Source organism: Spirosoma spitsbergense DSM 19989, from assembly GCF_000374085.1.
Classification (GTDB): Bacteria; Bacteroidota; Bacteroidia; order Cytophagales; family Spirosomataceae; genus Spirosoma; species Spirosoma spitsbergense.
Genome location: NZ_KB893422.1, coordinates 1 through 12,301 on the forward strand (window position 1 = coordinate 1; position 12,301 = coordinate 12,301).

Annotated in this window: 11 protein-coding genes and 2 pseudogenes; 4 read left to right on the forward strand and 9 right to left on the reverse strand. The window is 51.9% G+C overall.

Going from position 1 to position 12,301, the window contains the following annotated elements; all coding sequences use genetic code 11:
• From B157_RS34560 to cysC, 7 genes and pseudogenes are all read right to left on the reverse strand, one after another.
• A pseudogene (locus B157_RS34560) lies at window positions 1-1,476 on the reverse strand (hypothetical protein); the annotation flags it as partial.
• Between the two features lie 14 nt (window positions 1,477-1,490).
• Window positions 1,491-2,630 carry an ABC transporter substrate-binding protein gene (locus B157_RS0105630; RefSeq protein WP_020602392.1) on the reverse strand — a complete coding sequence of 380 codons (1,140 nt, stop codon included), beginning with the start codon at window positions 2,628-2,630 and terminating at the stop codon, window positions 1,491-1,493.
• 9 nt (window positions 2,631-2,639) lie between these two features.
• Entirely contained in the window at window positions 2,640-3,170 is a 531-nt protein-coding gene (locus B157_RS0105635) for a phage tail protein (protein WP_020602393.1), read from the reverse strand.
• Between the two features lie 32 nt (window positions 3,171-3,202).
• Window positions 3,203-3,763 (reverse strand): phage tail protein, encoded by a 561-nt coding sequence (locus B157_RS0105640; protein WP_020602394.1) that lies wholly within the window; start codon window positions 3,761-3,763, stop codon window positions 3,203-3,205.
• Between the two features lie 45 nt (window positions 3,764-3,808).
• Window positions 3,809-4,342 (reverse strand): phage tail protein, encoded by a 534-nt coding sequence (locus B157_RS0105645; protein ID WP_026308517.1) that lies wholly within the window; start codon window positions 4,340-4,342, stop codon window positions 3,809-3,811.
• Between the two features lie 52 nt (window positions 4,343-4,394).
• The gene (locus B157_RS0105650; protein WP_020602396.1) at window positions 4,395-4,934 is read right to left on the reverse strand and encodes a hypothetical protein; all 540 of its coding nucleotides are present in this window, start codon (window positions 4,932-4,934) and stop codon (window positions 4,395-4,397) included.
• A gap of 255 nt (window positions 4,935-5,189) precedes the next feature.
• A complete protein-coding gene (cysC, locus tag B157_RS0105655; protein WP_020602397.1) occupies window positions 5,190-5,780 on the reverse strand; it encodes an adenylyl-sulfate kinase in 591 nt (196 codons plus the stop codon).
• Between the two features lie 36 nt (window positions 5,781-5,816).
• Here cysC and B157_RS0105660 point away from each other — a divergent pair, with 36 nt between their 5' ends.
• From B157_RS0105660 to B157_RS0105675, 4 genes are all read left to right on the forward strand, one after another.
• Entirely contained in the window at window positions 5,817-6,527 is a 711-nt protein-coding gene (locus tag B157_RS0105660; RefSeq protein ID WP_020602398.1) for an aspartyl/asparaginyl beta-hydroxylase domain-containing protein, read from the forward strand.
• Window positions 6,528-6,550: 23 nt separating this feature from the next.
• Window positions 6,551-7,546: a sulfotransferase family protein gene (locus B157_RS0105665; RefSeq protein ID WP_020602399.1), complete on the forward strand. Its 996-nt coding sequence runs from the start codon at window positions 6,551-6,553 to the stop codon at window positions 7,544-7,546.
• A gap of 6 nt (window positions 7,547-7,552) precedes the next feature.
• Complete coding sequence (locus B157_RS0105670) at window positions 7,553-8,041, forward strand: hypothetical protein (RefSeq protein ID WP_020602400.1); 489 nt, start codon at window positions 7,553-7,555, stop codon at window positions 8,039-8,041.
• 124 nt (window positions 8,042-8,165) lie between these two features.
• Complete coding sequence (locus B157_RS0105675) at window positions 8,166-9,191, forward strand: phytanoyl-CoA dioxygenase family protein (RefSeq protein WP_211224979.1); 1,026 nt, start codon at window positions 8,166-8,168, stop codon at window positions 9,189-9,191.
• A gap of 273 nt (window positions 9,192-9,464) precedes the next feature.
• Here B157_RS0105675 and tnpA read toward each other — a convergent pair.
• Both tnpA and B157_RS0105685 read right to left on the reverse strand, forming a co-directional pair.
• Window positions 9,465-9,882 (reverse strand): annotated as a pseudogene (gene tnpA, locus B157_RS34565) (IS200/IS605 family transposase).
• Between the two features lie 577 nt (window positions 9,883-10,459).
• Window positions 10,460-12,277 (reverse strand): DUF885 domain-containing protein, encoded by a 1,818-nt coding sequence (locus B157_RS0105685; RefSeq protein WP_245565032.1) that lies wholly within the window; start codon window positions 12,275-12,277, stop codon window positions 10,460-10,462.
• Window positions 12,278-12,301: the final 24 nt, after the last annotated feature.

A 12,301-nucleotide genomic window follows, 5' to 3' on the forward strand; every position in this document is an offset into this window, starting at 1 on the left:
GATGCTGCCGTTGGTGCCCCCGCAGGTGGTGGGGTTGACTGAACCGTTCAACCCCAGCGTAGGAGCGCCGGTCTGGTCGCCCGTCACGGTCGTGGTAGCCACCGCCGTACAGCCGCTGGCTGAAGTGGCCACTACCGAGTAGCTCCCCGCCGTGTTGACCGTGGCGGTTGCGCTACCCTGGGCCGTTATTCCTGGTCCGCTAAAAGAATAGCTGGTTGCACCCGTGCTGGTGGCCGTTAATGTGACCGTAGTAGATGTGCAGCTTAGTGGCCCACTGGGGGTCAGAACTAAGTTTTGTGGCCCATTATTTACCGTTAATGTAGCGGCCGATGATGTAGCAGATGAAGGTTCTGTACTTTCAGACGCAATGAGTCGATACTGATAGCCATTAAATCCAGTTGTATTAGAGATGGTTAAGATGGTGGACGTTACCCCTGTATAGACACCGCCATTCGATACATTCGATAGATTGGCAAAGGAACCACCGCCGTTTGTTGATACCTGCCACTGATAAGCCGTTGCGTTTATAGCTGTACTGGTGAAACTGGCCGGTTGACCGGCACACACCGTTTTACTGACCGGCTGAGTCGCAATTTGCACCTGCGCTATGGTAAACGTACAGTTTATCGGTAGATTATAGCCAGCTGGAATGCTGCTCTGTGGGCAGTCAGGATCATTGGGCGCATAAATGTATCCTTCACAAAAGGTACCTGGGTTTGGATATTCCCAGTTAGCTGGATTGTTGATCGCATTCCGGAGTGCTTTTGGGAAGCCATTACTAAGGGTACATTTATAAATCGCTATCGTGTAAAAAGAACCCTGCAGGTATAAGGCAGCATTGACGCCATTGGCCGTCAGGGATGCGGGTAAGGTGGTTCCTGAGGAAGTAAATGTATTATTATCTAATGCAGCGTCCCAGGTTGAGGCTGTACCCCTTGTGCGTATACCCGCCAGTAGTGTTGGATTGGCGGTCCGGGCCGTTGCGGCCTGATAGGCAAAGATGTTATCGGCAGATCCATCACTGATATTCATAAAGAAGCTCTGCGCTGGTATCTGCTCAATCCCGGCTACGGTACCGGTACTGGCACTCAGGTTATATTTACACAGAATAACAACCTGCGTTCCAGCCGCCAGACTGGTAGAGGCCGTCCAGGAGATAATGCCATCATCTTTAGAGCCAACGCCAGCTGTCGGGCTGACTGTCTGAAAGCCCCCACCCGTTAGCCAGCCGAAATCCGTGAAGAAAATTCGGGTGTTAGCCGTAACATCTTTTAGGAGAACAAAGGAGAATTTATCGTTGGAGTTGTTACCATTTGACTGATCGTCAACCCCATTGAAGCCAACGAAGGCGATATCACCCGTCGATAGGGTGGTTTGCGCCATCAGCTCAGCCGGGGCCAGTGACCCAAGCAGTAACATACTCAGCCAGCAGAAGATAGCGCGGCTTAATCCTGGAAAGAAGTAGTTATTCTTCATACAATCAGTAGTTATCAGATACAGAGAAAGGTATTATGCCAGCCCGTGTGTGAAAGAGGGTTTGGTTCAGATTTAAAGGCCAGGTAATCCTGGAGTACGGTTGGTTCCGGCAGTAGATCCGCTAATCGGCAACATCCCTGCTCATGGGCTATTACCGTGGCGGCATACGGCATAGCCCATGAATAGTGCGTATTGGGATCGAACGTTACCTGCCCGCGGGGACCATTGAAAGACAGGGTTTTCAGCCGGTCGAAGTCGGCCGGGGTCGGATAACCCGTCGGCTCTACAGACCGTAAATAGTCGGCTACAATGAATCCGGCTTCATAAGCCAGCATCGAAAACAGATTGGGTTCCCGACCTCGTCGGCGCATCGACGCCTTAAACGTATCGTTGTTGGCTGTTTCCAGTTGCCCGGACCAGGCCACGTAACCCCGTACATTCTCCAGCCCAAAGGGTACAGTGGCCAGCATCTGTTCTTCCAGCAACATAGGCCCTGCCCACAAAGGCAGCTGGTTAGACAGTGTTGCGTAAAGCTGATAAAATTGCCCGGCCATATCGCCTGCATACTGCGCCACAACGGCCTGAGCCGACGTTAGCCCATCCTGCAGATTTTGCAGGTTAACCTGCGCTGGAATATGCGAACTAACCGCGTACTGAACGATTTGACCACCACTGGTTTCCACACCCTGCGCTACAGCATATCCCTGCAAATACCCGGCATCGTAAAACGACATAGCCTGAATAACGCGTGTAGCCCCAGATTCAACAGCCTTACGGGCAGTCAATCGGCTATACAGGCAGGATTGCAGCGAATGATAAAAGACGGTGGGGGCTGCTGATACACTGCTGAAAAAATCTCCCAGTACATCCAATACCAACAGCAACCGGTTGGCAGCCGTAAACGTCGGGGCTACCTGTTCAGCCATTCGTCGACTCATCATGCCCACTACCAGATCAGCGCTATCCTGCATGAGCAGTTTCTGCGCTTTCCCCCGTAGCTCTTCCACGTCCGTTCCGAAGCCAATGCTTTCGACTACCCAGGTCAGGTTGGTAATCAAAGCATCGGCCAGTCCTGCTTTTATCCCTTCCAGCAGGTCGAAACTTAGCGTTGGATACAGGGTAGAGTGCGGTAGTAGAAGCCCAATCGTGGCCATAAATTCCGTTTAGTTTCGACTGGGGAAAATACCTTGCAGGGCAATACAAAAGTTCAGTACCAAATAGGGCTGCATAACGCTGACAGGCTGATTTCCGCCCGCGTTGGCCGTTGAGATGGTAGCTCCACCCTGCGCTGTGTAACCTAAATTTACCGTAGCAGGTGAGCTGTAGCTGTTTACCGCAGTAGTTGCGGGGACATTGTTTGTCGGATCCGAAGACGTTGCAGCAGCAGTACTACACGGGGGGGCATAGGACAAGGTGTGGGTATGCGAAGGGAGATTAGCGACCGATAAGGTTTGTGAATTTTGACCGACTACCTCTCCCTGTGTAAAATTATTACCCACATGCATCGCGGCTCGTCCCTGCAGATTCGGCAGGGCAAATGTGGTTGTCCCGTTTCCTCCGTACTGCGTTCCCAGTAGCGCAAATAAGGCTTGATTCTGGTTAATGGGTAAAAGCTGGCCATTGCAAAAGGCCCAGCCTCGGGGGGCAAAGTTGAAGCCAACAATGCCTAAACTGCCCAGAAATGGTTCATCCATAGTTAGTGTGATTTATGAAGTAGAAAAGCGGATTAGTTGCGGGACGGGAATACCCCCTGCGTACAAATACAGTATGTGAGTACCAGGCCAGCCTGCATGATATTGATGGGTTGGCCACCACCGGCAGGCTGAAGCGTGGGCGTATAAGGAGCCATGGATGCATTGCCCGCAGGAGTATACATCATGCGGCTGGCACTTGTGGCGGCCGGAACCGTATTGTCCGGGCTATTGCTCGTACCCGCCTGACTGGTAGCGGGCTGGGCCAGCGAGGGTGTCTGGCCAGACTGACCATTGTGGGTATGCGCAGGCATGTTCGTTACCTGCAACGTAGCCGTCTGACTGCCACCCGTTTGTCCCATTACATAGTCTGACAGGCCGGGCCCCTGGCCTTTATGTATAGCCACACATCCCTGCAAATTGGGCAGGCCAAAAGTGGTTTGTCCATTACCTCCGTATTGAGTTCCCAGTAAGGAAAACAAGGCGGTATTCTGGGCAATACTTAACAACTGGCCATTGCACAAAGCCCAGCTTCTGGGGGCAAAATTGAAGCCTGCAATACCGATTTCACCTATATACGGGTCTTGTCCTGTCATGATTGATAAACGTAAATGTTTTTAATAAAACAGAGTAGAAAGCGATCAATTTCGGCTGGGAAAAATACCCTCCACCGCAATGATATAATTCACCACCTGATAGGGCTGTATCAATGAAACGGGTTGGTTTCCACCGGCTGAACCCGTCTGGACAGCGGGCGCAGCCATAGTCCCGTTAACAGTATCGACTGTACCATAAGCCATACCCCGGCCTGTACCGGCATAATACGCATTTGCAGGGCTCGTTTGTGAACCGGCATTGCCTGAAGCCTGGGGCTGGAAGCTAAACGAGTGGGCATGGGTGGGCATTTGGCTCGTACTTAACGTAACCGATTCGCTACCAGCCGCTTGACCCAACGCAAAAGTCTCCCCCTGCGGAGATGTTCCCATGTGTATGGGTATACGACCGCGTAAGTCAGGTACACCAAAGGTCGTTTGCCCATCCCCCCCGTACGTAGTCCCAAGCAGGGCGAATAGGGCTTCGTACTGAGATATTTGCAGGAGCTGCCCATCGCAAAATGCCCATCCTACTGTGCTGAAATTAAAGCCGACGGGTCTAATCTCTCCAAGATATGCCATAGTTAGAAAGGATTAAAAGTGTGTATACATAGTAAAAATGAGAAAGCCTGAGTTATACAGCACTACGGATTGCGCCGAAAATCGGTTGACGACCACGTCCGGTTAAATCGAGAATCTGGTAACCGGCAGTCGTCGATTGCAAAACTCCTTTACTGCCCAGTACACGAAGCTGACACGCTATGGGTTGGACTTGGATGCCGTAACGGGCTAACGCCTGCCAGACGATCTTGATGGCATCGGTGCCCACTTCAGCGGCACAGGATCCATACAAAGGAGCGGGAGAAACCCATTGCAACAATTGGGTTTCGGTAAGTGAGGGTAGTCCGGCTATTGCCAAACAGGCGTCAACGTCGTGTTGAGCAGTACGCGCCAGGGCTTCCAGGGTAAGCACTTCAGGGCTGTAACTATGCGAGATGGCTATTTGCTGAACCGACCCGATTACTCCCTGACGGATTTCGGTCGCCAACTGCGCAAACGCGTGAGCATCCAAAACTGCCTTATCCTGCGTGTTGTCTTGTCCAAAGGCAGAAAAAGGTAGAAAGGGCAACAAGCAGCCAGCACTGGCCTGGTTGATAAATAGACGTCGATTCATATAGTCTGGTAAAAGAGTTTAGTAAATGTATAAAAAATTATATACAAAAAGATTTGGTTTATACTTTATACTGAGAGCTGCCCTTATACCTTGAAAATTTAAAAATAGACAAACTGATTTGCCCGGTCAACGAAGTTTACTTCGCTAAAACCGGGAAGTAGGTTTAGCGCTTATTTAGCCTTATAGTTACCTGGACAGGCTACTCCGGCGAATGCTGAAACAACGCCTAAAAGAAACAATGACCGAATAATAAATTTATCGCTCAGGCATAGCCGTTGGCAGAATCAGCCTATCTAAATCGTCGTATTTCGATGTCAAATGATGTACGGACAGGAGCACGAACCGGAGTAGTTGTTCTTCACAGTCTGCCTGGGCGTACTGGTCTGTATGAATGGTCAGATCAGGGGTAATCGGGACCTCGTACGGCGCATTGATGCCCGTCAGGTCATGTAGTTTATCGGGGTGAGTATCGGACAGTAGAGCGCGGGCGTATAATCCTTTTGTATCCCGTTGAATAAGCGTTTCCAGTCCACAATCGACGAAAACAGTTTTGGCGGGTTGGTTTTGGCCACTCAGCTCGGCCCGGACCTTCTGGTACGGGTTAATGGCCGCCAGCAGAACGATGATTCCGTGGCGGTTCAGCCGGTGAGCCAGCAATCCCATTCGGCGCAGGTTTTCCTGGCGGTCAGCCGGCGAGAAACCCAGTTCGGGCCAGAACGCTTGCCGACACTCGTCGCCGTCCAGTACCTCCACCGGATAACCCAGCAGTTGCAGTCGCTGCCGGACCCCGTAGGCCAGCGTCGTTTTACCGGCACCCGACAAACCCGTTAGTTGAATAAATAACATACCAATACCATCAAACCAGTATCCTAAGGCTGAACAATGACTGATCTAACCGTATACCCCAACAATCGTTTCTTTCGATTACCCTTTACGTTCGATACCGTTCGTTTAGTGCATGATTTACAGACGTGTCAGCAGCTTGACTGGCCGGGGCATTTTAATCAGGTCGACTTCTCGGGTAGCTGGACCAGCATTGCGCTGCGGTCTGCTTCTGGTAGCGAAACCGATATTCGCGCTCATCCGGCTGAGTATGCAGACACGCCCCTGCTGGCAAAGTGCCCTTACTTTCAGACCGTTCTAAACCAGTTTCACTGTCAGCAGGAGTCGGTGCGGCTCCTGTCGTTGGCACCGGGTAGCGTTATTCATGCGCATCGGGATGGGCATACCAGTTATGAGCACGGTTTTTTTCGACTGCACGTCCCCATTCAGACCGGCAGTGACGTCTGCTTCCGGGTAGACGGTCAGTCATTGCCCATGGCAGAAGGCGAATGCTGGTACGCGAACTTCGATCTTTTGCACAGTGTCCGTAACGATGGATTGACGGATCGGGTACATCTGGTACTCGACTGCCGGCGCAATGCCTGGTCCGATGAACTTTTCGCCAAAGCGGGCTACGACTTTGCCGCAGAACAGCGAAGCCAGCAGCCCTCGCCGGAGTTGACCCGGCAGATTATTGCGGAACTATCGCGGCACAGCACCGACACCGCCCGCCAGTTGATGGATCAATTATCGGCGGGACAAACGAAGTAAAACGGACTTAACCATCCTGTCAGATGCCGAATGAATTTAGGGAGCAGCCGCTAACGAACTGGATTCCTTACCAGATAAGCGTGGCAGAAGAACAACTTCTATTCCGGTGGCTCTACGTGGGTACTCACCGCTTTGCTGAGCCTTTTTTCGAGGAAACAATCTCCCACTGCAAGAGCCATCCGGTTAATTCTACGGGCTGGCATTCGGCCACCACGCTGGATAGCCTGATTCAGGCGGCTCAGGAATGCATCAGTGTTCCGCCCACCGCCTTTATTTTTCATATATCCCGTTGCGGTTCCACCCTGCTGTCTCAACTGCTGGGGTTGCCCGAGCGACATATTACGCTGTCTGAAATGCCGTTGCTTGACCAGATCTTACGGTTGCCCTACCGTGAGCCTGCCATCGCCCTGTCGTCCGAGGAACGGGATGCCGCCTTGAAAGCGGTTATTCGCCTGATGGGCAGCCAGCGAACGGGGCGTGAAACGCGCTTCTTCATCAAACTGGATAGCTGGCATCTGCTGTTCTACGACATTTTCCGCCGACTGTACCCAACGGTCCCGTTTATTCTGTTGTTCCGCTCGCCCGACGCAGTGATTCGATCCCACCAGAAACGCCGGGGTATGCAGGCCGTTCCGGGCCTGATTGAACCCGAACTGTTTGGCTTCGATCCAGCCGTTAGTCAGTACATGAATCTGGATCACTATACGGCTGCTGTGCTTGAACGCTATTTTCAAACGATGCTGGCCATCCGGGAGGTAGACGAACATGTTTATCCGTTACCCTATCAGGATAACGGTGTAGCCATGCTGGAGCAACTAACCACCATGGGCATGATGGAAGCCAGCCCGGCCGAACTGGCGGCTATGGCGCAGCGTAGTATGTATCACAGCAAGTACCCCGATCAACCTTTTCAACAGGATGTACCCCAGGATATACCAGGTCTGTATATGGAGATGGTCAGGCATCTGTACGAACAACTGACAGACCAAAAAGAAGTGGCATTTTCGGCGAATCAATAACGAATCATGAATTCCTCAGCCTCCATCCTGGATCAGATGTATACTTTTCTGGCCGAAATCGGTATTCCGGTTCGTGAAACGACGCTAAACCAGTCCACCTTTGTGCCGGGTATTTTAATCGATCAGGGTCAGCTACTGGTCGATCCGGCAAACCTACTTTATCCGGGCGACTTGCTCCACGAAGCGGGCCATATTGCCGTAACCCGGCCCGACGAACGCCACTTGTTATACGAAGATGTTACCCTGGGACGGCCCGACAAGCAGGGTGATGAACTAGCGGTGATCTTATGGACGTATGCCGCCTGCCTGCATATAGGTATTCCCCCAACCGTAGTCTTTCATCCGGCGGGTTATAAAGGCGAGAGTGAGTGGTTGCTCAGTATGTTTGCTCAGGAAACGTATGTGGGTTTGCCCCTGCTGGTTTGGATGGGTATGACGCTGGATCAACAGTCCGAAGCAGGCTTCCCACTGATGACAAGCTGGTTACGGGCGTAACCGGAATAAACGGTCAGGGTTTCCGCTACGCAGTAAAATCCACCCTGAACAACCTTGTTTCTTTACGATAAACCTGTTCTGGCTTACCAAATTGTTTACCTGGTCAGTCCTCATTCCTCCATCCATGACAGCACCCAGCGAATTAACCACTTCGACCGACATGAGCCGGTTTGGCATTATGCACCTGAAACGATACTGGGCCAAAGCGCTGGCCAACCGACAGGGGCAACTGGCCGGCAACGCGTTTGCCGGGGAAAACGACCTCGACTCTGCCCTGTTGAGTGCCCTCAACCTGGGCCTTGAACCCACTATTCAATACCTGTACCTGACAGCTCCTACCTTCCCTGAATTTGAAGACTGGATTCAGATGACTGTTGGCGGACTTCCCGATGCCAGCAAAGTAGCGGCCTTCAATGCTCAGCTGGCAGGCACGTCATGGATAGCACCAACCGGAGACGGCATGACAGAATTGACCTTGTCGGCGGAGGATCTTGCGCACTGGGACCGGTATGGCTATGTGGTTATCAACAACGCCGTGTCTACTCAGGACTGCGACCAGACCATTGAGCTGATCTGCGATTTTCTGTCGATAGACCGGTACCGGCCAGAAACCTGGTACAACGCCCATCCCGGAAAGCAGGGCATTATGGTCCAGTTATTTCAACACCCCCTCCTGACCCGGAACCGGGAATCCTCCCGCATCCGGGCAGCCTATGAGCAGTTGTGGGGTCGTACTGATCTTTGGGTCACCACCGACCGGGTAGGATTCAACCCACCCGAAACAGCAAACTGGTCATTTCCGGGCCCCCGTCTTCACTGGGATGTACGGCTGGATCAGCCCGTCCCTTTTGGATTGCAGGGATTACTGTATCTATCGGACACGCAGGCGCACCAGGGGGCCTTCACGCTGGTGCCGGCTTTTCAGCACCGGCTGGCCACCTGGTTAGCCCGGCTTCCTCCCCGGGCAGACCCCCAAATGCAGGATCTTACGGAGTTGGGGCCGGTTCCCATCGCGGGCAATGCCGGCGATTTTATTCTCTGGCACCACGCATTACCCCACGGCAGCAGTCCAAATACGGCCAAAGAACCCCGCTTTGTCCAGTATATCAATTATGCCCCGATTGTTTCCCAAAAAATGACTGACCGGTAGTTTTTGCCGTAAGCTATTGTTTCGTACGCTATTCCCCTGCTCTTTCATTCAATTACAGGCTTGCAATTTTGGTTGCTGTTAAACGCGGTTAGCAGCACGCGCAGGCCTGACCGGTGCAGGAAAACCGCAGGCGCTTAAAAAAAATAAAAAGCATTAAAAACGGGAGCATCTTAAAACAACGTCGACGCATATTGACTTACGGCAGGTAAGGATTAAACATCCACCTGCCAAGCAGGTGGATGTGTTAAAAAGGAGCGGGCATAGCCCGCAGGCTTACTCATGAGGAGGCCTAAATAAATCGAAATCCATACTTTGGCTCTCCTCTTTGCGATCTTCACCCCCTTGATATTTTACGTACCGACGAATATGATCCTTATTTATCCCAACCATATTGACAAAATAGCCCCTTGACCAGAAATGATTTCCCCAGTAGGGTCGCTTCGGCGCTCCGATTGAACAACTTGATAGCTAATTTGCCCTTCAAGGTGCCCATCAGTTCAGAAACCGATATACGAGGAGGAATGCTTACCACCAAATGGACATGATCAGCCTGAACATTCAATTCTATGACTTTACAGCCTTTCCATTCACACAACATTCGAATATCATGCTCAACTAAGTCTTTCACCAGACCTGTCAGCACGCGAAAGCGATACTTGGCCGGGCCGCCGTCGCGGTGTCCAAACCACATGGTAATCGCATCGCTCCGGCGACCAGGTTCCAGACAACATGAGATTGTTTTTTATGCTTACTCATGCCGTAAAACTAGCAAAATGGCGTAGCCTTCAGGACATCACCACCGCCCAAGGCGGTGGGTTATCGAGTTTCTCTTAATGTAAGTACAACAGGGGTGGTTACCGGTCGCACGTCCGGCAACCACCCCTGCTCGTCAAGCTGACTGGCCTGCCAGCTCAACCGAACGCACGGTCTGAGTTTCATGCCTCCCCTTCTGATGCGTGGAGCTTGTGGGTTGGTTAGTGCCAGTCAAACCAGTAAGTTGCTATATTGTCTTACTGGCTGACTAATAAACAACATAGACAGGGTTAATTGGAGTACATAGCGAGTTGGGAGCAAGAAAATGCGACATGAGTTTTAACGCTGGCTGTTGGGCATAACCACCCAATTGCTAAGACCAGTGGTATTTTGAGGGCGCTCCCTGACGATTTTCATCACTCTTTCCAACTCCAGGGAGAGGCTGGGGCCGCAACGGGTTTGGTCAGCATATGCTGCGACATTGACTACTGTTTGCCTGGATATACTGCCGCCGATTAGTTCTTCCTGGCGATTGCCTGCTGACTCTTAATCCAGCTATCCATCTTGGTTTCAAAAATCGCCAGGGGCATCGGCCCGTCTTTCAGCACCTGATCGTGAAAGGCCCGGATGTCGAACCGATTACCCAGGGCTTTCTCCGCCTTCTGGCGCATGGCCATGATGGTCAACTCGCCAATCTTGTAGGACACCGCCTGTCCCGGCGTGGAAATGTAGCGCTCTATCTCCTGAATAGCCGAGGCTTCGCTGACGGGTTCATTGGCCAGGCTATACTGAATAGCCTGTTCGCGCGTCCAGCCTTTATGGTGAATTCCCGTATCGACTACCAGCCGGATGGCCCGGTGAATTTCGCCATAGTATCGGCCCAACGCCTGGAATGGATCGGTGTAAAGACCCAGGGCCTTACCCAGACTTTCGGCATACAAACCCCAGCCTTCCGTGTAGGCATTGTAACTACCAATTTTCTGGAAGGCAGGAATAACGGTGTTTTCGTTCTGGAGCGAACGCTGATAGTGGTGGCCCGGAATGGCCTCGTGCAGAAAAAGGTCTTCCATGCGCCAGTAGTTGTACGTTTTAGCATCGACCACCGGAAAGTAGAACACACCCGGCCGCGACCCGTCGGGTGTGCCAGCCATATAATGGGCGGGTGACGATGCTGCGCGGTACTTTTCAACCGGCCGAATCTCGAAGGCTGTTTTCGGAACCATGTTGAACAGACTCGGTAACTTCGGCTTCATGGTCTGGTAGATTTGCTGAAACCCAGCCAATACGGCCTCATCCGTTTTATACGGAAAGAATTTAGGGTCCGTATCTAGGTTGGCAAAGAACGCTTTCAGACCGCCGACAAAACCTACCTGCTGCTTAATGGCTTCCATCTGCTGCCGAATCCGTTTTACCTCGCTCAACCCCAGCGTGTGTACTTCGTCCGGCGTCATGTTCGTGGTTGTCGACGATTTAACCAGATACGCATAGTGCGCTTTGCCATTAGTCATAGCACTAAGGCCGACCGTTTCGCGGCACTGGGGCAGATACTCATTCTGGAGGAAGGTATAGAGCCGATTGTAAGCGGGTATAATCTGCTCCCTCATAGCGGTGGTATACGCCGTCGTCAGGCGTTGTTTGTCTTCAGCAAAGAAGGTAGCCGGCATCGTTTGTACCGGCTTGTAAAAAACACTTTTCGTTACATCATCGACGAGCATCGCTTTCAGCTGGGGTAATACCTTCTCGATTACCACCTTCGGCTGCATATACTGCTGCGCCATACCCATCCGCATGTTGGCAATGGCAGTATCGGTCTGAGCCACAAAGCCATTGATGCGCTTCAAAAAGTCGTCGTAGTCTTTCACCGACTTAAACGGGTGAACACTGTTGCCTGAGCCCAGTAGCGAAAAAAACAGATGGAAACCAAACATCTGGTTCATGGGCGTCAGATAGTCTGGAAATTCCATCGCTGCCAGCTTAGTGGTAAGGTCGAAGCGAAGTATCTGGTAGTTAAGCTTATCACGCTCACTCAGTTGGGGCTCCTGGTAGGCTTTCAGCTCATCCAGGTACCGCGTGTACAAACGCTTCATCTGATCGCGGTAGGATTGACTGATTGGGTTTTCGAGTTGATCGTTGTAGCGGTAATCACCCAGGTACGAAGCCATTAATGGATTCAGCGTCAAATAATCGTCGTAATAGGCCGTCAACAGGGACTGAAAGTCCGAGGGCGGAAGGGCGGGTTTTTGACCGAAGGCCAGTGAAGAACAGGTGACGAATAACAGAAGCAGGTAAGTACGCATGGACGAACAGAGTTGATCCGGGAGGACGTGTTTCATTTGGATAGATGACAAAAAACGGGG

Bases quoted from the DNA above. Each gene is read 5' to 3' on its own strand.
- B157_RS0105650 (WP_020602396.1), bottom strand. From the start codon at position 4,934: ATGAATCGACGTCTATTTATCAACCAGGCCAGTGCTGGCTGCTTGTTG.
- B157_RS0105670 (WP_020602400.1), top strand. From the start codon at position 7,553: ATGAATTCCTCAGCCTCCATCCTGGATCAGATGTATACTTTTCTGGCC.
- B157_RS0105645 (WP_026308517.1), bottom strand. From the start codon at position 4,342: ATGGCATATCTTGGAGAGATTAGACCCGTCGGCTTTAATTTCAGCACA.
- B157_RS0105640 (WP_020602394.1), bottom strand. From the start codon at position 3,763: ATGACAGGACAAGACCCGTATATAGGTGAAATCGGTATTGCAGGCTTC.
- B157_RS0105660 (WP_020602398.1), top strand. From the start codon at position 5,817: ATGACTGATCTAACCGTATACCCCAACAATCGTTTCTTTCGATTACCC.
- B157_RS0105665 (WP_020602399.1), top strand. From the start codon at position 6,551: ATGCCGAATGAATTTAGGGAGCAGCCGCTAACGAACTGGATTCCTTAC.
- B157_RS0105675 (WP_211224979.1), top strand. From the start codon at position 8,166: ATGACAGCACCCAGCGAATTAACCACTTCGACCGACATGAGCCGGTTT.
- cysC (WP_020602397.1), bottom strand. From the start codon at position 5,780: ATGTTATTTATTCAACTAACGGGTTTGTCGGGTGCCGGTAAAACGACG.
- B157_RS0105685 (WP_245565032.1), bottom strand. From the start codon at position 12,277: ATGAAACACGTCCTCCCGGATCAACTCTGTTCGTCCATGCGTACTTAC.
- B157_RS0105630 (WP_020602392.1), bottom strand. From the start codon at position 2,630: ATGGCCACGATTGGGCTTCTACTACCGCACTCTACCCTGTATCCAACG.
- B157_RS0105635 (WP_020602393.1), bottom strand. From the start codon at position 3,170: ATGGATGAACCATTTCTGGGCAGTTTAGGCATTGTTGGCTTCAACTTT.